Origin of the sequence: Enterococcus sp. NBRC 3427, assembly GCF_007996925.1 — a bacterium.
Lineage (GTDB): Bacteria > Bacillota > Bacilli > Lactobacillales > Enterococcaceae > Enterococcus_B > Enterococcus_B lactis.
The window spans coordinates 18,407-37,143 of the sequence record NZ_BJLL01000022.1; the positions used below are offsets into that span (position 1 = coordinate 18,407).

The 18,737-nt window shown below is 37.0% G+C and carries 19 protein-coding genes and 2 pseudogenes; 4 read left to right on the top strand and 17 right to left on the bottom strand.

Features of this window, described 5'->3' with window-relative positions; genetic code table 11:
* Positions 1-7 precede the first annotated feature (7 nt).
* From dnaK to ESP02_RS13485, 9 genes and pseudogenes are all read right to left on the bottom strand, one after another.
* Complete coding sequence (gene dnaK, locus ESP02_RS06700; protein ID WP_002400297.1) at positions 8-1,837, bottom strand: molecular chaperone DnaK; 1,830 nt, start codon at positions 1,835-1,837, stop codon at positions 8-10.
* A gap of 50 nt (positions 1,838-1,887) precedes the next feature.
* Positions 1,888-2,451, bottom strand: a complete 564-nt coding sequence (grpE, locus tag ESP02_RS06705) for a nucleotide exchange factor GrpE (protein WP_002400298.1) — start codon at positions 2,449-2,451, stop codon at positions 1,888-1,890.
* Between the two features lie 93 nt (positions 2,452-2,544).
* Positions 2,545-3,588: a heat-inducible transcriptional repressor HrcA gene (gene hrcA / locus ESP02_RS06710; protein ID WP_002294449.1), complete on the bottom strand. Its 1,044-nt coding sequence runs from the start codon at positions 3,586-3,588 to the stop codon at positions 2,545-2,547.
* A 233-nt stretch (positions 3,589-3,821) separates the two neighbouring features.
* On the bottom strand, positions 3,822-4,988 hold the full coding sequence (gene hemW, locus ESP02_RS06715; protein WP_002314829.1) for a radical SAM family heme chaperone HemW: 1,167 nt from the start codon (positions 4,986-4,988) through the stop codon (positions 3,822-3,824).
* Positions 4,989-5,003: 15 nt separating this feature from the next.
* Positions 5,004-5,232, bottom strand: a pseudogene (locus ESP02_RS06720) (hypothetical protein).
* Between the two features lie 250 nt (positions 5,233-5,482).
* Entirely contained in the window at positions 5,483-5,749 is a 267-nt protein-coding gene (locus tag ESP02_RS06725; RefSeq protein WP_002400299.1) for a type II toxin-antitoxin system RelE/ParE family toxin, read from the bottom strand.
* Positions 5,746-5,976 carry a type II toxin-antitoxin system RelB family antitoxin gene (gene relB, locus ESP02_RS06730; protein WP_025478324.1) on the bottom strand — a complete coding sequence of 77 codons (231 nt, stop codon included), beginning with the start codon at positions 5,974-5,976 and terminating at the stop codon, positions 5,746-5,748. Before relB ends, ESP02_RS06725 begins: the two co-directional genes overlap by 4 nt.
* Positions 5,977-6,466: 490 nt before the next feature.
* Positions 6,467-6,622 (bottom strand): hypothetical protein, encoded by a 156-nt coding sequence (locus ESP02_RS13315; RefSeq protein ID WP_002400302.1) that lies wholly within the window; start codon positions 6,620-6,622, stop codon positions 6,467-6,469.
* Between the two features lie 8 nt (positions 6,623-6,630).
* Positions 6,631-7,131, bottom strand: a complete 501-nt coding sequence (locus ESP02_RS13485) for a hypothetical protein (RefSeq protein ID WP_002400304.1) — start codon at positions 7,129-7,131, stop codon at positions 6,631-6,633.
* A 585-nt stretch (positions 7,132-7,716) separates the two neighbouring features.
* Between ESP02_RS13485 and ESP02_RS06750 the strand changes: the two genes are divergently transcribed.
* A complete protein-coding gene (locus tag ESP02_RS06750) occupies positions 7,717-8,307 on the top strand; it encodes a type 1 glutamine amidotransferase family protein (RefSeq protein WP_002400305.1) in 591 nt (196 codons plus the stop codon).
* 208 nt (positions 8,308-8,515) lie between these two features.
* On the opposite strand, the gene ESP02_RS06755 is transcribed toward ESP02_RS06750, so the two are convergent.
* The 4 genes from ESP02_RS06755 to ESP02_RS06770 all read right to left on the bottom strand — a co-directional run bounded on the left by ESP02_RS06755 (position 8,516) and on the right by ESP02_RS06770 (position 12,777).
* Positions 8,516-8,959: a hypothetical protein gene (locus ESP02_RS06755; RefSeq protein WP_002400306.1), complete on the bottom strand. Its 444-nt coding sequence runs from the start codon at positions 8,957-8,959 to the stop codon at positions 8,516-8,518.
* On the bottom strand, positions 8,960-9,727 hold the full coding sequence (locus ESP02_RS06760; protein WP_002400309.1) for a MurR/RpiR family transcriptional regulator: 768 nt from the start codon (positions 9,725-9,727) through the stop codon (positions 8,960-8,962).
* A gap of 84 nt (positions 9,728-9,811) precedes the next feature.
* A complete protein-coding gene (locus tag ESP02_RS06765) occupies positions 9,812-11,143 on the bottom strand; it encodes a 6-phospho-alpha-glucosidase (protein ID WP_002400310.1) in 1,332 nt (443 codons plus the stop codon).
* Positions 11,144-11,187: 44 nt separating this feature from the next.
* The gene (locus ESP02_RS06770) at positions 11,188-12,777 is read right to left on the bottom strand and encodes an alpha-glucoside-specific PTS transporter subunit IIBC (RefSeq protein WP_146926020.1); all 1,590 of its coding nucleotides are present in this window, start codon (positions 12,775-12,777) and stop codon (positions 11,188-11,190) included.
* Positions 12,778-13,040: 263 nt separating this feature from the next.
* Between ESP02_RS06770 and ESP02_RS06775 the strand changes: the two genes are divergently transcribed.
* Entirely contained in the window at positions 13,041-13,754 is a 714-nt protein-coding gene (locus ESP02_RS06775; protein WP_025478327.1) for a hypothetical protein, read from the top strand.
* Positions 13,755-13,869: 115 nt separating this feature from the next.
* Here the strand turns inward: ESP02_RS06775 and ESP02_RS06780 are convergent.
* Positions 13,870-14,880: pseudogene (locus ESP02_RS06780) on the bottom strand (S66 peptidase family protein).
* Positions 14,881-14,916: 36 nt separating this feature from the next.
* Complete coding sequence (locus tag ESP02_RS06785) at positions 14,917-15,399, bottom strand: YbaK/EbsC family protein (RefSeq protein ID WP_002400319.1); 483 nt, start codon at positions 15,397-15,399, stop codon at positions 14,917-14,919.
* A 149-nt stretch (positions 15,400-15,548) separates the two neighbouring features.
* Between ESP02_RS06785 and ESP02_RS06790 the strand changes: the two genes are divergently transcribed.
* Both ESP02_RS06790 and ESP02_RS06795 read left to right on the top strand, forming a co-directional pair.
* A complete protein-coding gene (locus ESP02_RS06790) occupies positions 15,549-15,917 on the top strand; it encodes an iron chaperone (RefSeq protein ID WP_002400323.1) in 369 nt (122 codons plus the stop codon).
* A gap of 460 nt (positions 15,918-16,377) precedes the next feature.
* Positions 16,378-16,830 carry a helix-turn-helix domain-containing protein gene (locus ESP02_RS06795; RefSeq protein ID WP_002329339.1) on the top strand — a complete coding sequence of 151 codons (453 nt, stop codon included), beginning with the start codon at positions 16,378-16,380 and terminating at the stop codon, positions 16,828-16,830.
* Positions 16,831-16,909: 79 nt separating this feature from the next.
* Here ESP02_RS06795 and ESP02_RS06800 read toward each other — a convergent pair whose 3' ends face one another.
* Both ESP02_RS06800 and ESP02_RS06805 read right to left on the bottom strand, forming a co-directional pair.
* On the bottom strand, positions 16,910-17,761 hold the full coding sequence (locus ESP02_RS06800; protein WP_002288523.1) for a GRP family sugar transporter: 852 nt from the start codon (positions 17,759-17,761) through the stop codon (positions 16,910-16,912).
* Positions 17,762-17,773: 12 nt separating this feature from the next.
* Complete coding sequence (locus tag ESP02_RS06805) at positions 17,774-18,559, bottom strand: glucose-1-dehydrogenase (RefSeq protein ID WP_025478329.1); 786 nt, start codon at positions 18,557-18,559, stop codon at positions 17,774-17,776.
* Between the last annotated feature and the right edge of the window lie 178 nt (positions 18,560-18,737).

Below are 18,737 nucleotides of genomic sequence, written 5' to 3' on the forward strand. Positions count from 1 at the left end.
GAACTGATTATTTATCGTCGCCATCGACTTCTTCAAAATCAGCATCAACGACATCATCTGCTCCGCCTTGAGCTGCTTCTGGGTTTTCTTGAGCTTGTTGTTGTGCCGCTTGTTCGTATAGTTTAACAGTCAAGTTTTGAACGATTTCGTTCAATGCATCACGTTTAGTTTTCATTTCTTCGATGTTGTTTGCTTCAACAGCGGCTTTCAATTCATCGCGAGCTGTTTCTGCTTTTTTCACTTCTTCTTCGTCCACTTTGCCTTCTAATTCTTTCAATGTTTTATCAACAGAGAATAGCAATGCGTCTACATCATTACGTAGGTCAACTTCCTCTTTACGAGCTTTATCTGCTTCAGCGTTTGCCTCTGCATCTTTTACCATACGTTCGATTTCTTCGTCTGTTAGACCTGAAGAAGATTTGATCGTGATTTTTTGTTCTTTTTGTGTACCTAGATCTTTCGCAGATACATTTACAATCCCGTTTTTATCAATGTCGAATGTTACTTCGATTTGTGGGATACCACGAGGAGCTGCTGGAATATCTGTCAATTGGAATCTTCCTAGAGTTTTGTTGTCAGCAGCCATTGGACGTTCACCTTGCAATACATGGATATCTACTGCTGGTTGATTATCTGCCGCAGTTGAGAATACTTGTGATTTACTTGTTGGAATCGTTGTATTGCGGTCAATCAATTTAGTGAACACACCACCCATTGTTTCGATACCTAATGACAATGGTGTAACGTCAAGTAAAACAACATCTTTCACATCACCAGTGATCACGCCACCTTGGATAGCAGCACCCATCGCAACTACTTCATCAGGGTTAACTGATTTGTTTGGTTCTTTTCCTGTTTCTTTACGTACTGCTTCTACAACTGCAGGGATACGAGTAGATCCACCGACTAAAATAACTTCGTCGATTTCTGATTGTGATAGACCTGCATCTTTTAGCGCTTGACGTACTGGTACTTTCGTACGTTCTACTAAGTCAGCTGTTAATTCATCAAATTTTGCACGTGTCAATGTCATTTCCAAGTGCAATGGTCCAGCTTCTCCTGCTGTGATAAATGGTAAGCTGATTTGTGTGCTTGATACGCCAGATAAATCTTTTTTCGCTTTTTCAGCAGCATCTTTCAAGCGTTGTAACGCCATTTTATCTTGAGATAAGTCAATGCTGTTTTCTTTTTTGAATTCTGCTACCATGTAGTCGATGATTTTGTTATCAAAGTCATCCCCACCTAGATGGTTGTCACCAGCTGTTGACAATACATCAAAGACACCGTCTCCTAATTCAAGGATTGATACGTCAAATGTACCACCACCAAGGTCGAATACTAAGATTTTTTCGTCACGATCTGTTTTATCCAAACCATAAGCAAGAGCAGCTGCAGTTGGTTCATTGACGATACGTTCTACTTCTAAACCAGCGATTTTACCAGCATCTTTTGTTGCTTGACGTTGTGCATCGTTAAAGTAAGCTGGTACAGTAATAACTGCTTTTTCGACTTTTTCACCTAAGTAATCTTCTGCAAATCCTTTGATATATTGAAGAATCATTGCTGAGATTTCTTGAGGTGTATATGATTTGCCTTCTACATCTACTTTGTAACCAGCTTCACCAATATGGCGTTTGATTGATGAAATCGTATTTGGGTTTGTCACAGCTTGACGTTTTGCCACTTCCCCTACTTGGATTTCTCCATTTTTGAATGATACAACAGAAGGTGTTGTACGGTTTCCTTCTGGGTTAGCGATGATTTTTGCTTCGTTTCCTTCTAGTACTGCTACTGCAGAGTTAGTCGTACCTAAGTCAATACCGATAATTTTACTCATAATTAACGTCTCCTTCTTTAATTGAAAGTGTAAGTTTTATATCCGCACAATTATTGTGCAACAATGACCATAGTTGGTCTTAACACGCGATCATGTAATTTATAGCCTTCTTGTAGTACTTCTACAATCGTATCGGCTGGTGTATCTTCAGTCGCTGGAACAGTTTGTACTGCTTGATGAAGAGTAGGATCAAAGGATTCTCCTTTAGCAGGGATTTTCTCGATACCTTCTTCTTCCAGTGCATTACGCAAACTTTCCAAGACCATTTCCACGCCTTTTTTCAAGCTTGCTCCTTGATCATCTGACACTTCGGTGGCTAATGCACGTTCCAGATTGTCAATTGATGGAAGCAATTTTTTGGCTAAATCTTGTGAACGGTATTTTTGTAATTGCTCACGTTCATTTTTTCCTCGATTTGCCATATTTGCGATTTCCGCACGAGCTCGCAAATATTTATCTTCCATTTCTTCTAATTCAGCTTTTAATTTTGCTGATTCGAATTCTTCCGCTTCAACTTCTGAAATGCCTGAATCTTCTGCAGCTTCGACATCGATTTCCGGTTCTGGCTGAGCATCTGTCATTTCTTTATCTAGTTCTTCTTGATTTTCTTTCACGATACAGTCTTCCTTTCATTATTCAGTCAGCTGTTTGATTGCTCTTACTAAGAAAGAGAGAACGATCAGCTGCAAATAGCTTCGTTATTCACATTACGAGTTTGACAAGTCAAGTGATCGATAGTAATCAGCAAGCTTAGCTGCTAGTTCTCTTCGATAAACATCCACTAGACCAAACATCCGAGAATAAGGCATACTAGTCGGCCCCAACAAGGCTATTGTACCTCTTCCATGACCATCTATCTCGTAACTTGCTTGAATCATGCTCATATTCTGCAATAAATCATTACCTAATTCAGCACCGATCTTGATATGAATATTACTATCCATCGGAGTGATCATTTGTGTAAGTCCATCGGAGTCTTTCATAAAAGAAAACATCGATTTAAACTGATCAAGATCTTGACGGGGCTCATAATCCAAGAGATTCATTTGTCCACTGACATAAACTTTTTCTTCAAATACATGACCAAGAACGGTGTCAAACAACTGGGACATCCCTTCTGTCGTCTGGAAATATTTATGAAGAATCATCGGAATCTCTGTACGTAGTTTATGGTACACCGTCATCAGAGGATCCCCGACTAGACGGTCGTTTACAATTTGCACCATTTTTTCTAGTTCCTGACTTCCCATGTATTCGGGAAGAGTGAACACTTGGCTTTCTACATTTCCCATATCTGTCACGACAATCGCAATGATCTGTCGATTATTCAAGGGTACGATACGAAAGCCAGTTAGTCGGCGGTCTTTTATTTCAGGTCCCAACGAAAAAGTCGTATAACTTGTCAGCTCAGATAAGATCTCAGCAGATTGCTTAATGATCTCATTGATCTCATGAAATTCTCTACCTAAAGACTGACGTATCAGCAGCAGATCATCTTCTGCTACGCGAGCAGGTTTTAATAAATGATCCACATAATAACGATAGCCTAAAGCAGATGGAATCCGCCCAGAAGAAGAGTGAGTCTTCAACAGCAACCCTTCATCTTCTAATGCCTTCATATCATTGCGAATCGTTGCTGAGCTGGCCTTGACTCCCTCAGACATCAATGTTTTGGAACCAACGGGCACGCCACTACTCGTATAGTGTTGGATGATCAGACGTAAAATGTCGTTTTGTCGCTTTGTTAACATCTTCCTCACCTCTCATTAGCACTCATAGATTCTAAGTGCTAATCCACTTATAAATATAGCAAGAAGCCCTTCTCCTGTCAAGAGAAAGACTTCATTTTTTAGCACTCTATCGTTCAGAGTGCTAATTATGAGCAATTGCTATAAATTCAGTTATATCAACGTTTCAATAGTCCTTTATTATATTTTTGAACTTTTTTTATTTAAATTCCGATAAAAAACAAATATTCTTTAAACTATTTTTCAAACAAAAAACGCTCAAACACATTGTTTCCCAAAAAAGTCCCTCTAGGTGTCAAATAAATACGGTCTTCTTCATTAACAAGTAACCCTTCTTCCTCTAACTTCATCAACACATCTCCGTACACCGATTCAATCGTTTGTTGATAGCGATCATAGAAGTGTTTTTTAGCAATCCCAGTTTTTTTTCTTAGCCCCAAGAACATTTCTTCTTCTATTTGATTTTTTCGTGTCAATTTTTCTTCTTCCAATACCGGGCGTTCATTGACTCGTAATGGACGTAAATAGTGTTGGATTGGTCCTTTGTTGCGGTAACGAATATTTCCAAGATAACCGCTAGCTCCTGCTCCAAACCCAAAATAATGGTCATTGTTCCAATACATCAAGTTATGCTGCGACTCGTGTCCGGAAAGCCCAAAGTTACTTATTTCATATTGGTGACGTCCATGCTTTTCCATTGCTTCAATGGTCTCTTCAAACATTTTAGTTTCCGTTTCCTGATCAGGCAGTTCGAGTCTTCCTTGTCGTACCCAGTTCATGAACATTGTTTTGTTTTCTAGGATCAATGAGTACAAAGAATAGTGAGGCAGATCCAAAGCCAAAGCTTTTTCCAAAGTATCCCGATACCCTTCTAGTGTTTGTCCCGGTAATGCATAAATCAAATCGATGCTTACATTGGTAAAATTTTCTGCTTCTAAAAATTGCATCGTTTGATACACATCTTCTGCGGTGTGTTTACGTCCAATTTTTTTCAATAAGCGATTGTCAAATGTCTGAACCCCCATGGATAAACGATTGACGCCATAGTTTTTCATCACTTGAAGCTTTTCACGGGTCAAATCGCCAGGATTCGCTTCTACAGTAAACTCTTTACCATCCTGGAAAGGCAAGATCTCTCTAGCTCCTGATAACAATCGATCAAGTTGTTTAGCAGATAAAGAGGTTGGTGTTCCGCCCCCTACATAAAGTGTTTCCAAATTCGCTGTTGGATGACTTTCCAGCATTAATCTCATTTCATTCAGCAGCATTTCCACATACTCATCTACCGGTTGCCCTTCTAAAAAAACTTTATTAAAGTCACAGTAATAGCAGATATGCTCGCAAAATGGGATATGAATGTACGCAGAAACCTTGTTTTCTGCGGGATTTATTGTTTCTATCATTGAATTTCTTTCTCCTTACGTCGAAAAGTCGTACCGATTTTCGACCTTCTTTAAACGGTGTTCAAGCACCAGCTCCTTGAAATAAGCCGCATGTTTATGATCTAAGAAGTCTAGTTCCAAAAAATGCTTGCTTATTGTCGTCGGAGCTACATGGGGCTTTCACAACCTCTCGATAAACGGTGTTCACAAAGCTGACCTTCGGCATTATCTCAAAATCTGCAAAAATATGAAAAGCTATTTTCACAGATTCCTCCTTAAGTGCTCAGGTCACAACGCTTTGCTTACAACCTCTCATATACGCATACTAAACGTATTTGACGAACAAATCCACTAAAAAATCCAAGAATCGACTTCTTGGATGATTTTTTTACGTTCATGATTCCCCTAAACAATCTTGTCCTTATTTTATTCATAAAAAAATCTAGTTAAATCTCTCACTTCAAGAGGTTTAACTAGAATCCAATTATTATTTTTTTGTAAAAATAAACAGTATCTTAATCATAGATATTTCTTCGGTGTCCTACTTGAATAGCGATAACAACCAATTGTTTATCTTCTATCTCTACCAACACACGATATTTGCCAATTCGATAACGCCATTGTCCTGAACGATTAGCGGTCAATCCTTTTCCGAATTTTCTCGGATCGTCAATACCATCAATATGTTGATACAGCCATCGAACGATCAGCATCGCTTGATGCTTGTCCATTTTACGAAGTTGTTTCTGAATTTCAGGCGTGAATTCTAAACGGTAGGTCATCCCAGCCCTCCAAATTCATGAAGGATTTCTTCCATAGATACTGTTGTTTTTCCACTTTCTACCCAATGTTTATGGGCAATTTCAGCCGTTTGACGATCGTATTCATCTTCTAGTTGTTCCATCGAATAGGTTTTTAGAAGCTCAGATAAAGTAATCCCATAAAATTTCGCCATATAAGAAAGCCATTCTTTTTCGGCATCACTCACACGAACCGTAATCATAGCCATATTATCGCCTCCCTTTTGTATCACATTGTAATACAAAAGGAACAAGATGTCAATTTTGTATGATTTACTTAGCTTATTTTGAGATTTTTCCATTTTTTTAACCAATAAAAAAAGTCAGGAGAATTATTGGATTGAATGTGATTTCTGAAGAACTTTATTTTGAAGCTGCAGACCTTGCAAATGAACTCTCAGAAGAAGGGTAGTTTTTTTAAACACACCAAAATTAAACTTATCGCAAGAAACACAAAGCCCCAAAAAACAAATAGCTTGTACTTTTTTAAATATGTTTCTACCTTTATATAATCTGTTTTTGACATTTCTTTTCCTAAATTGAAACGAACAATTGTTTTTACTTTCAAGAGAAATCGTGTGCCAATGATAAAGCAGCACACACTCAATACTCCTAGCAGTATTCTACCTAAAAAATTCAAATTTTCTCCTATTGTCACTTATAACTCCTCATCTATTTGAATTTTAAACTTGTCTAGCGCTATGCCCAAAGATAATTATCATTTCTTCCATCTACTCGATCAAGGCCTTCTGCGATTAGACCTCCAGCCGAAGTACCAGCTAAAGCTAAGGCGATTTCTAAAGCTGCGAGCGCTTTTCCTCTTACAGTGGTAATTCCAATTTGCGCAACAATCACATTTTCAGTTACTCGAGCAATATTTCGCTTGTTTTTCTAATAATTTCTTTTACCGTATTCACACTTGAATTTGCTAAACCTAGACCCAAAACGATTAATCCTGCATCAATGACACTAGCCACAAAACCAGTTGAGTTCCACCAATTTTTCCCTACGCCTCGCATTCTTGGATTGAATCCAATCATTGCTAAATACTGATTGATTGCTTGTTCCATTCTTAATTCATCTTCAGGTGTTAATAATATTTCTCCGTTGTCGTTAAATTTAGGTTGAACATCTCCATATTCTTCCTTGATTTTTTCAAGGGCTAGTTCGGAACTCTTTTTTTCTTCCGAGTAATAAACTGACAAGTCTTCAGAACTAAAATTGCTTTCACTATTCTGAGTTTCATCCAGAATCAACTCATTCGCTGAAATAATCATACTCCCATTTGTTCCTACTACGGACAAAACAAAAGTTACTGCTATTACACTAATCCACATTTTTAAGTCCAGATATTTCTTTTTCATTATGAATCCTCCAAAATTTAAATTGGTCTTATGAAGACGATATAACTATAAATTAATAACAAGGTTAATAATTTGTAGTATCTCAAAAAGTTGTTTTGGAATCATAATCGTTACTATTCTTATGTTCTATAAAAAAACAGTGCTAATTTTACAAAAAAGTCGAATTTAATCACTTTTTTGCCTTCCAGTTTCTTTTTAGATTGTATTCAAATAAATAGAGAAGCTAGTCAGAGCCTCTACTTAGAAGACCAGTTAATTTTTCTCTTTTTGGTACTCAATTTTTCCATCACTCGAAGAAACTTTCCGAGAGTGTCTTTTTAATTCGAATAGATTCGCAGAATAGAAACCATAGTAGATTTTCTAACTCAATTTAAGGTTACTTCATAGATAGTAACGCTGCGGCAACTGGTTCTTTTGTCATCCACGTATGCAAAATGTTATAATGCTAGTAAATAAAGTTGGCTGCCTATGTACTCTGTCTAAAACTTAAGAATTGTTGTTCCCTCTGTCGCTATCCAAATTTAATGAATGTCTATATATTAAGAACTGTTGTCCTTGTCATAGATAATAAAGGAGAGCTTGAAAATGAAAACTGCGATTACGTTTCTATTAGAGGATTATGCCGATTGGGAAGGTGCTTATATTACTAGCACACTAAACCAAAATGAGGGATGGCAAAATAAAACTGCTTCTATCCAATCAGAGGTTACTTCCATTGGAGGGCTAAAAACAAACATCGATTATTTAATCGAACAAATACCTGAAAAAATTGACCTCTTTATTATGATTGGTGGTAATTCATGGGACATAGAAAACCACCATTTACATTTAATAATCGATAAATTTTTAAAAACAGGCGTACCAGTAGCTGCTATTTGTGGGGCAGTTGATTATTTAGCACAGAGCGGATTATTGCAAGGTTACAAACACACCGGAAATGCGCAATTTCCTTGGTTAGAATCGGAAAATTATCAAAATAAAGAAGATTTTATAGAACAACAAGCTGTGAAAGATCATAACTTGATTACCGCGAATGGAACAGCTCCTATAGAATTCACAGATTTGATTCTTCAAGCAGTCCATTTTGAAACAGAAGAAATAAGACAAAAAACGATTCGTCTATACAAACTTGGATACTATGATTACTATGAAAAGTACGGAGACCCTTTCTCCTAATCATTCTCTTCAATTGGATACTCTTATCAATGTTATGACAAGCAATCTAATAATGGTTGCTTGTCACGCTTTTTTATGGTATTTATCAAAGAAGATACACTCTATTTATGTTCACTATAGAAGATTCCATTAATTTACAAATTTATATATCGTGTTAAACTTTTTCTCTTATCTTTCTATTTTAAATTAAAAATGGAGAACCAACTTATTAACTCATTCGTAAAAGCAAAAATATTGCTAGCAGACTAATGGTTCCTATAAAAATTGTGCTAGATAAAACTAGTACTTTGCTGTATATAGTGGACTTCTTCCCACATTTTTTTAAACTTCTTACATAGAGAAAAGCTAAAAGAGCTCCTATTAAATTTCCTGTTATAACTTGTTGGACAACCGTAAATTGTAGGTATATTCTTAACAAGCTGGTTTCAATTGTTCTTTTTTCTAAAAAATAAAGAATACTTGCTTGAAATAACATTAAAAAAGGAAATAAGGACCCAAGAGCGATATATGGATTATGGAAAAAAGCTTCGTGTATCATTCCATTCATTCTGATCGTCATTAATATAGCATAGAAATAAAAAAGGAAAGCTGCGGCTATCCAATAACCAAGTAAAATGTGTTTCCAGAGTCCTTCTATCCTGTCTCTTCTCATCTAGCTCCCCTCTCTCAGCGTATATACACCATAAGCACGAACTAAATAATCTGCTAAGCAACTCAAGCTGATCAATGATTGAAATGGTTTATTTTCTTTTCCAAGGATAAAGCAATTACAATAATAATTTAAATGATAAGTACTATGGCGTGCGAAATAATTATCTCCAGCTGCAGTAATGGTCAAAACTGGAATTTTCTGTAATTCAAAGGCAGTCAGATTTTCTTTGACCTCATGTGTTTCACCGCTCAAAGAAACAATAATGACCATATCTTCTAATGTTATTAGTGGCATGGCCATATCAAACTCCGTCTTATTTGGCAATACCATTACTCTCTTTCCTATACCTAGCATCATTTTATAAAACTCATCAATTACTTTCTTTTGTGAAAATCCCGTTGCATAGCAATAGATCATCTTACTTCGGTCTAAGCATTGAAGGATTGGCTTTAAGTTGACAGCCTTCATATAATGAAGCGTCTGCTGGATATCTTCCAGTTGTTTTTCAAAAATGTCTTCTTGTGTTCTAAGTCCATTTTCTTTATTTTTTACATGTCGTAAAAAATATTTGAACTCAGAATAACCAGAAAACCCCAATTTCTTAGTTGTTCTCATAATGGAAGATTTTGAGACATAAAGTCTCTCCGCTAAGTCAGTTATTTTCAAATTTTGTATCAAGCTAGGATCCGATAAAATAAAGTTCAAGATTCCTCGGTCTAGTTCGCTTAATTTTTCTGCATGTTGATGAATCAATTTTTCTAGTTCCATACTATCCCTCCTCTATTATTAGTATATGCAATAACATGAAACTATTTTTTAATAGAGGAGGACCACGATGTATTTGGGATACTGCTATTTCAATTCAGGCCAGTATTCTTGGTTTACACTCACCAGATCATCCAATAGATCTTTTGCAACTTTTGCGTTTGGAACAATCTTTGATAATGTCAGTGCTTGCCATAATTTCTGATAAGACCTTTCTTCCCAAGCTTCGACTACTAATTTTTCGACAGCTACTTGTTGTTCCATCAATCCCTTTTGGAAGCGTGGAATCTTTCCTTGTATCAATGGTTCTGGTCCATTGCTGCCAACTATACAGGGTATTTCTACCATCGCCGACTCATCAAAATTCTCGATAGCTCCGTTATTAGGTACGATCAGCAACATCCTTTCATGAGTGTTATAGGCGATTGCTCGTGCTAAATCAACGATATAGCTAGCATGTTCATCGATTTCCAGTATTGTATTTTCTGCTGAACCACTATTAGTGATACGATCACATTCATTAAATACTTGTTTTTCGCGTCCAACCATCACTTCATTTGCACGCGTAAACTCTGGGTTGGTGTGCGCTACTTCATCTTGCGGATAAAAGTAATATTTCAAATAAGTGTTAGGAAGAGTAGTTGGGTCAATGTCATATACTTCTTTTGCTTTCATAAATGTATGTTTCCAACTTGCATCGGTTTGTTGTGATTCTTGAGATTCCGATGGTAGAGCGTAACCAAACTGACTAACATATTCTTGAATTTTAGGCATCAAATCATTTCCTTCTGTATCTCGGATATCCGTCCACCAACCAAAATGATTCAAGCCATAGTAGCGTACGACCATTTCTTTGCGTGAAGCTAAGCCGATAGCTTGAGCCATACGCTCTTCAATTCCCACCGGCATATCACATATATTGATGATCTTTGCTTTAGGACGTAATTTTCGAGTCGCTTCTGCCACGATCGCCGCTGGATTAGAGTAATTGAGCATCCACGCATTTGGTGAATATTTTTCCATATAATCTATCAACTCTAAAACACCGCCAATTGAACGCATCCCATAAGCAATTCCGCCAGGTCCACAAGTTTCCTGACCAACTACCCCATACTTCAACGGAATTTTTTCATCTTTTTCCCGCATCGCATATAAGCCAACACGAATATGTGCCATAACAAAATCAACATCAGTGAATGCTATTTCTGGATCAGTAGTGGCTGTAAACAAAATATCTGGTGCTCTTTCCTTCAATAAAATCTCACACGCAGAAGCAATACGTGCTTGTCTTTCCTCCAGATTGTCATAAAATTTGATTTGCCGGATAGGAAATTTATCCAGATGTTTCAAAAGCATCAAAACAATTCCAGGAGTAAATGTACTCCCTCCGCCGGCAATCGTGATTGAAAATTTTTTCATATTAACATTCCCCTTTCTATTTGTCTGTTAAGATTTTTGTGAAACTATTGTTCTATTTCTAATAAACGTTCAAATTGTTCACGTACTTGTGGCACGTCCAAACCAACTATTACTTGAAAAGCATTGCCGTTTCTCACTACACCGTGTGCTCCACCTTCTTTAAAAATCGTATCTTCTAAAACCAACGTTTTATTTTTTACAGTTATTCTCAAGCGTGTAGCACAATTTGTGACTTTTTCAATATTTTCGGCCCCTCCAAAACCTTCTAAATAAATAGCAGCTTGATTCTCATATACATTTTCAATTTCTGTTTTTGAAGTTTTCTCCTGTTTTTCTTTGTAATCTTTTTTAGTATATAATTTAATAGCGTCGGTATTCTCTTCTCTCCCCGTAGTGGCAATATCAAATTTGAGAATCAGGTATCGGAACACAATAAAATAGATTCCTGTAAAAGCTAGACCAATCACTAGTTGGGTAAAGATCATTCCTTTATGGTTTTGAAATAATGGAATCCAGACTTTCACGAACAAGTCAATAAATCCACCACCAATATCCCCTACCACACCAAAACCATACATCATTGCCGCCATTGTAGCAGCCAAAAGTGAATGAACAGCAAATAATGGTGGAGATATAAATAGAAACGTAAACTCTAATGGCTCAGTGATACCTGCCAAAACAGCTGTCAAAGTGGCGGGGATCAGGATCGTCAGCACCTTTTTCCTATTCTCAGGTCTTGCAGTGAAGTAAAACGCTGCGGCAATACCTGGAGAAGCGAATATTTTTGAATTCCCGTGCAAAGCAAAACCGCCTTCTGGAAAAAGCTGCTTAAGTGGCTGTTCGCTGCGAGCAAACTCCTGAAGATGTGTCATCCAGTATCTCGCAATCCCTTCTTCTACTACTGCTGGACCAAACGCAAACGGTGCGTAAATAAAATGATGTAAACCGGTTGGAATCAAAATACGTTCTAAAAAAGTGTAAAGCCAGACACCAAAGATACCAGCGCCCGCTAAGAAACCTTGCAATGAACTAATTGCCGACTGGATCTTGGGCCAGATAAGGCAAATCAAAAATGCAATAGGCAACATGACGAAAAAACTAATAATCACAACAAATGATGACCCTTGGTAGATCCCTAAAAAATCCGGCAGCTTTTTATCAAAGAATCGATTATGCAGATACACTACAACAGCTGAAATCAAGATTGCCCCTATAATTCCTGTATCCAATGTTTTGATACCCGCAATCATTTTCAGTCCACTCGCACCGCCCGGATCGGCAGAAAAATCAACACCAAAAAATCCGCTATAAAAGCCTAACATGGTAGAAATGAAATAATTACAAGTAATATAGACTACAAATGCTTCCATCACTGCTCTAGCACTTGCTTTTTTAGCCAATCCGATAGGTAATCCAATAACAAACAACAACTCCATTTGTTTGAATACGGTCCAAGCACCACTTTCAACCACTGACCAGATCGAATACCATGCTGTTCCTTCTGTAGCAATACTCCCTACTAACATAGGGTTTTTGAAGATAATACATAAAGCTACCATGATCCCCGAAAAAGAAAAGAGCAAAACCGGTGTAAACATAGCTCCGCCAAATCGTTGAATCTTTCCCATTATCATAATAAGTCAACTCCTTCCATACACATCTTGTGTCGCAGATTTAGTATAAGCACAAAAGAAATCGGTTACAATAGCTATTACATTTTAAGAACCTTGATTTCAATAGTAGTTCTTAGGTTGCAGATAATGGGAAATTTTCCTAAATACATAAATAAAAAACAGACTTAATCAGTGTATATAAATTTTTTCTATGCTTCTCCTTTAACCAGAGAAATTTAGAATTATGCTATACTGGTATTAAATAAAATGACGAGGTGTTTTATATGAAAAAGTTAGGGTTTATTTTAGCGTCGATCTCCTTATTCCTTGTAGGATGTACATCTGCTAGTAAAGAAACCAGTGAGTCATCTGCGACCGCAGTCAAAAGTTCCATCAGACAAACTAGTTCAGCTGAAAAAACAAGTACACAGAAATCAGCTTCTTCTGAATCGAATACATCTTCAACCACCAGCAAACTTTCAGAGTCTAACCCTTCTTCTATATCTAGTGGTACAGTTGACACGAGTCTTTCTTCTTCTACAGCAGACACATCCTTCTCACAGTCTTCTCAGTCAGTAGATCCGTTAGCAGGATATTCTGATCTGCAAATTGAGTACGCACGCGTTTGGTTGGCTGTCAAGGGGAATACTTTTAAAGATGCATCAGGCGATTTTGAACTACATGTTATTCATTATCCGGCAGGAACACCTATCGATCCCTATGATGCAGGGAGCGTAGGTTATCCAAAAGACGTAGTTATGCTTACTGGAAAATACGGCTACCAGGGAATTTTAGTGTATTCTAGTAACCACGACGGGACGATCACTAGTTATCCAGTTCCTTCACATTGGCAAATACCTGCAGATCAAGCCTCTGATCCAGCATTCATTAAAAAAACAACTCAAGAAATCATTGATCATGCATCTGTGGTTGCTATTCCTACAGGCAAACCCAATGACGTGAAACAGTTAATCGATGTGACAGTTATAGATAATTAGACTTTCTAATAGATCATAGGAAAAGAAGCTGACAAAATACTGTCAGCTTCTTTCATTTTCTTTTCTATTTAGATTTATTGGTCTTTGATAGACTCCAAGGCAGGAAAAAATTTTATTAAATAAACGTTTGCAAAATAGTCGCTTTTCCATCTTCTACCGCTACTTCTGCGTAGGCACCGTTGATCAATGTTAGTTGTGGCGGTACATGACCGCAATCAATATCATACAAGATTGGTATGTTCAATTCTTTTGAAAGATCTTCATATACATCCTTCATTCGATAATCTAGCAGATCCTCTGCTGCACTTCTGCCGAACATGATACCAGAGCTGTCCTCGAACCATCCTGCTAGTTTCATCTGAATAAGTGATCTTCGTAAATCAACGGACGATAGCTCACAGTTTTCTAGAAACCACAAGATTGGCTTTCCATCATTATACGTTCTTTTAAACGTTTGGACATCTCCATAAGGTGTACCAATTAAATGTCTGATCGTATCTATACAACCACCTAATAATCGACCTTTTATCCTTACTGCATCTCCGCTGACTGATTGCCAATTTGTTGGTTCAGTAAGATGGAAAACTGAAGGTGACGGTTGCTCATGATGTCATTCTTTTTGATATTTTTCAGAAGAATGCTGTAAGATTGATTCTCCTTTGCCTGTTTCTAGTACACTTTTCCACATCGCTGTCGTTTGATCTGAATAATTTCCTCTTAAATCAATAAGGTTGGTCCCATGTGCAGTGGCTATCCCTGTTTTTAATGTGACGGCGAGTAGCAACGTACTAATATCTGAATAACCTACTATCCATTTTGGCTGTAGCGCATCGAAATCGACAGAATCGAGGATCTCAATCAATAATTCTCCTCCCCAAGGCGGAAGGATCATTTGGATATTCTCATCTTGCATCATTTGATTGAATTCATCTGCTCGTTCTCTTGCTGGAGCTGATTTTTCTTTATCTTGCGTCCACAGCGACTTTCCAGTAACGACATGAAAAGATTTTTCTTCCATACTCTTTAAAGCCATTTCTAGTAACAGGTGGTGTTCTTCTGGTACGCCCGATGATGGTGCAGTAACCCCAATCGTCGTATTTCTACCTAATAACGGATATCTTATCATATTGCTTCAGCTCCTAGTACGCGCTATTTTGTTTGATTAGTTGTTATTTTCATTTGCTGGCATCAAAAATATTGGTATTTCAAGTAGCTGAATGATTTTGTTTAGGTCAACCGTTTTGATGACCATCGTTTGATCTGGCCTCCCTGGTGCAAAAACAAGTTTTTCTTTTGAAAATAGTTCTTCGTCAATAATAATCGGTATCTGTTCTTCGTAACCAAATGGAGAAACAGCACCCTGTTTTTGTCCCGTTTGTTCTTCCATCCGTTCTGATGAAACAATAGAAAGCCTTTTACCGATGATCTTTCCTAATGCTTTGAAATCCGTTTGTTTCGCAGTAAAAGTCAGATATACATAATTATTATCTTTTTTATCTTTTAAGAATAAGCTTTTGGTCTCTGTGCCTGTAAATCCTTGCTCTTTCTTCACCACCAAAGCATCTTCATTTGTATAAATAGCTCGATGATGATACAACTCAAAATAAATATTTGCGTGTGAGAATTTCTTTGCCAAGTCAATCATTTTTATGCCTCTTTTCTATTTTGGTCTTTGAGCCATCTTATCATCAAAATATACCGGATACAATATTGCTTGTTTTCTAATTTATTTTTATACATAACCATTGTTTTTCTGGTAAAATAAATCAAACCACTTAATGGAGGCGTTTTAGAATGGAAAAATTCCGACTGATTATTGATCAAATAAAAGAAAAAGAAAATCAACAAAAGAACAATGACCTTTTCTCTAAGATAGCGAAGACATATCCCCAGCTGGACACAACTGTAAAATGGAACCAGCCTATCTTTACTGATCATGGTACCTTTATTATTGCATTCAGTTTTGCTAAAAATCATTTTTCCATCGCACCAGAAAAAGCAGCGATTCGTGCCCTTGAAAAGAATATCCAAGAAATTGGCTACATATATACGGATAATGTCATCAAAGTTCCTTGGAAAAGCGCAATCAATTGGGAACTGATTGACCAATTGATTGCATTTAATATTGAAGACAAGAAAGATCATGATAAATTTTGGCGATAAAGCTTCATATGAACAAAACCTGTACTGGCGAAGTATCTATCCATTACCTTGTACAGGCTTTGTTCTATCCTTTTTATCCTCACTGGTTAAACACTTAATTGACAAAGTATCTGCTGTTTTTATAAGGAGTCTTTCTTGTGCTGAAAAAAAACACTGATACGAATGACCTTGAATTTTCAACTTAGTAAAATTATTTTTTCAGCAATTTTCCTGTAAATCTTTTGAATAAGGAAAAAATACGAGAAAATATCAGCAATCTTTCATAATACTATCCATTATTTTCAGGTATATTTAAATATAATATCACTTTAGAAGAGAATGAATTTCTTTAGAGAAAGAAAAGTTAGAATTTTCTGATTCGTTTTTTGCAATGACTTTAAGTGAGATCGTTCTTTCTACATCTCGTGATAAAGCAACTAACAACTAAACCAATAGAACCATTCACATAGGAGGGTGAACATTGAAAGATTTTTACTCAGTAAATGAATTAGCCGAACAATTAGGTGTTACTACACGTTCTATCAGAAATTATCTTCATGAAGGAAAACTAAAAGGAACAAAGGTCGGCGGACAATGGAAATTTTCTGAACGTAATCTTTTTGAATTTCTTTACGGAGATCAAGCAGATGAAGCAGCAAAAGACATGCAACGATTCATGCTAGATGCACCAATCACGATGCGTTTCAACCTTCAGTATCGTGATTTTACAGCGATCAATCAATTCCGAGAACAATTAGTCCAGTACCATAACGATGTTTATGCAAATAAAAAAGACCGTCTTTTACAATACGACCTTTATAAAGATAATCATGCGGAGATACTGATAGGTGGTAATTTTAATTATGTAACGAACTTTAGTCAATGGATCAATGGAAAATTATTGATGCAGACAGATATTTCACTTGTATCTTAAACGATTAAACGTGCTAGAATTTCCAATGGTGTTGGAAATTCTAGCACTTTTTATAAATAATCTTTTGCTCTCTTTATCCTCAAATAAAGACCGTGACCATACTTCCTACTACGATCAGCAACAAGCCGATAATCGTTAATTTTTTTTCTTTTGGTGTCTTATTTTCATGCAGGATGTACATACCGCCTAATGTAGAGATAACTACGTTTAGCTGTGTAATGATATATGCAGTAGCAACCCCATTTTCATTCGCTGAAAAAATATAAGCCAACGCTGACACACTGAAGATGGCTCCAACTATTGTTGCTTTCCAACTCTTGTCTTCAGAAAATGCAGTTGGTTTTCGGAAAATCACATAAATAACTGCCCCTAAAAAGACACCGATCATTTGCGGAAAGAAAATGGAAAGTCCGCTTGCATCAACTAGTTTGGGCAATGCACTGTAAACCCAATAACCAATACTTGTTGATGCTAATAGACTGATTCCTTTTGTGATACCGCCTTTTTTTCCAGGATCATCACTGATTGCCGTTAAAGCAGAACCAAATACAAGAAGAATGATCGCTGCTGCACCAATGATTTTCCCCATACTTCCAGACCATTCTCCAAAAGCGAAGACACCAATCAACGAGGTTCCGACTAACTGTAATGCAGTCGAGATAGGCATCGTTTTAGAAACACCAATCAAGTTGAAAGATGTATACTGTCCTGTTTGTCCAATAACCCAAAATGCACCAGAAAGTAAACTAATCAAAAATGTAGTCACTGAAATACCAGCTGGAGAAGCGAATAATTGAACGAGTAAGCCAACGAGCACCGCTCCAATCCCAGTTCCTAATATCTCATTTGTTGGTCTGCCGCCAATCTTTTTCAAAATCAGTGGCTGGATCCCCCACCCAACTGCCGGGATCAATGCAATCAATAAACCCATTTTTATTCACCCTTATCCTTTTCCACCTTGGAAAGAAGGATATAAAGTCATCCCACCATCTGCAAATAGTGTAATACCTGTAACATAACTGGATTCGTCTGAAGCCAACCATGCAGCTGCCGCTGCTATTTCTTTTGGTTCACCTACGCGTCCTAGCGGGATCATACTTTCCAAGAGTTCTTTTTGTTCAGGATCATCAAATTTTGCCGCATTAATAGGTGTACGGATAGCGCCAGGTCCTATACTATTGATTCTGATTCCCTTCGGTGCGTACTCCATTGCTACCGTTTCGGTAAATAATTTTACCCCGCCTTTTGAAGCAGCGTAATGAGCAAATGTTGGCCATGGGATTTGTTCATGAACAGAAGACATATTGATGATATTTCCTTTTTTATCATTCTCTGTAAAATAATTCAAAGCTGCTTTCGTTCCGATAAAAACGCCAGTCAAATTGACTTTTAATACTCTTTCCCAATCTTCAAGGCTAAGTTCATGGGTTGGATGCTGATTTTCCATCCCAGCATTATTAACCCAAACGTCCAGTGTCCCAAAATTTTCTAAAGCCGTATCAAGTAAACGCTGTATTCCTTCTTCAGAACTGACATCTGCTTGTACAGAGACTGCTTTTCCGCCTGCCTCTTCGATTGCTTTGACTGCTTTTTCTGCCCCTTCTTTATCCGAATTATAGTTGACGACTACATTCATTTTTTCTTTCCCGAATCGTTGAGCAATCGCTGTTCCAATCCCTTTTGATCCGCCAGTTACTACTGCGACTTTGTTTTCTAATTCCTTGTACATAGTACCCGCTCCTTTTTTATACCTAAACCTGTTATTACGGATAATTTTTATTTCCGCCTTAAAGTGAGTGTACACCAATATATATAGTCTAAAGCAAATGATACGCTCTAGTAATCGTTTTCATTGATTGGTAGCATCCTTCTATTTCTATAAAGAAAGAGGTTGTGACAGAAGTGTT

What these genes read in the sequence shown, in the direction of transcription:
- ESP02_RS06765 (WP_002400310.1), bottom strand. Translation starts at nt 11,143, where the DNA reads ATGAAAAAATTTTCAATCACGATTGCCGGCGGAGGGAGTACATTTACT.
- ESP02_RS06725 (WP_002400299.1), bottom strand. Translation starts at nt 5,749, where the DNA reads ATGACCTACCGTTTAGAATTCACGCCTGAAATTCAGAAACAACTTCGT.
- ESP02_RS06770 (WP_146926020.1), bottom strand. Translation starts at nt 12,777, where the DNA reads ATGATAATGGGAAAGATTCAACGATTTGGCGGAGCTATGTTTACACCG.
- ESP02_RS06750 (WP_002400305.1), top strand. Translation starts at nt 7,717, where the DNA reads ATGAAAACTGCGATTACGTTTCTATTAGAGGATTATGCCGATTGGGAA.
- dnaK (WP_002400297.1), bottom strand. Translation starts at nt 1,837, where the DNA reads ATGAGTAAAATTATCGGTATTGACTTAGGTACGACTAACTCTGCAGTA.
- ESP02_RS06755 (WP_002400306.1), bottom strand. Translation starts at nt 8,959, where the DNA reads ATGAGAAGAGACAGGATAGAAGGACTCTGGAAACACATTTTACTTGGT.
- ESP02_RS06775 (WP_025478327.1), top strand. Translation starts at nt 13,041, where the DNA reads ATGAAAAAGTTAGGGTTTATTTTAGCGTCGATCTCCTTATTCCTTGTA.
- ESP02_RS06785 (WP_002400319.1), bottom strand. Translation starts at nt 15,399, where the DNA reads ATGATTGACTTGGCAAAGAAATTCTCACACGCAAATATTTATTTTGAG.
- ESP02_RS13485 (WP_002400304.1), bottom strand. Translation starts at nt 7,131, where the DNA reads ATGAAAAAGAAATATCTGGACTTAAAAATGTGGATTAGTGTAATAGCA.
- ESP02_RS06760 (WP_002400309.1), bottom strand. Translation starts at nt 9,727, where the DNA reads ATGGAACTAGAAAAATTGATTCATCAACATGCAGAAAAATTAAGCGAA.
- hrcA (WP_002294449.1), bottom strand. Translation starts at nt 3,588, where the DNA reads ATGTTAACAAAGCGACAAAACGACATTTTACGTCTGATCATCCAACAC.
- ESP02_RS06800 (WP_002288523.1), bottom strand. Translation starts at nt 17,761, where the DNA reads ATGGGTTTATTGATTGCATTGATCCCGGCAGTTGGGTGGGGGATCCAG.
- ESP02_RS06790 (WP_002400323.1), top strand. Translation starts at nt 15,549, where the DNA reads ATGGAAAAATTCCGACTGATTATTGATCAAATAAAAGAAAAAGAAAAT.
- relB (WP_025478324.1), bottom strand. Translation starts at nt 5,976, where the DNA reads ATGGCTATGATTACGGTTCGTGTGAGTGATGCCGAAAAAGAATGGCTT.
- ESP02_RS06805 (WP_025478329.1), bottom strand. Translation starts at nt 18,559, where the DNA reads ATGTACAAGGAATTAGAAAACAAAGTCGCAGTAGTAACTGGCGGATCA.
- hemW (WP_002314829.1), bottom strand. Translation starts at nt 4,988, where the DNA reads ATGATAGAAACAATAAATCCCGCAGAAAACAAGGTTTCTGCGTACATT.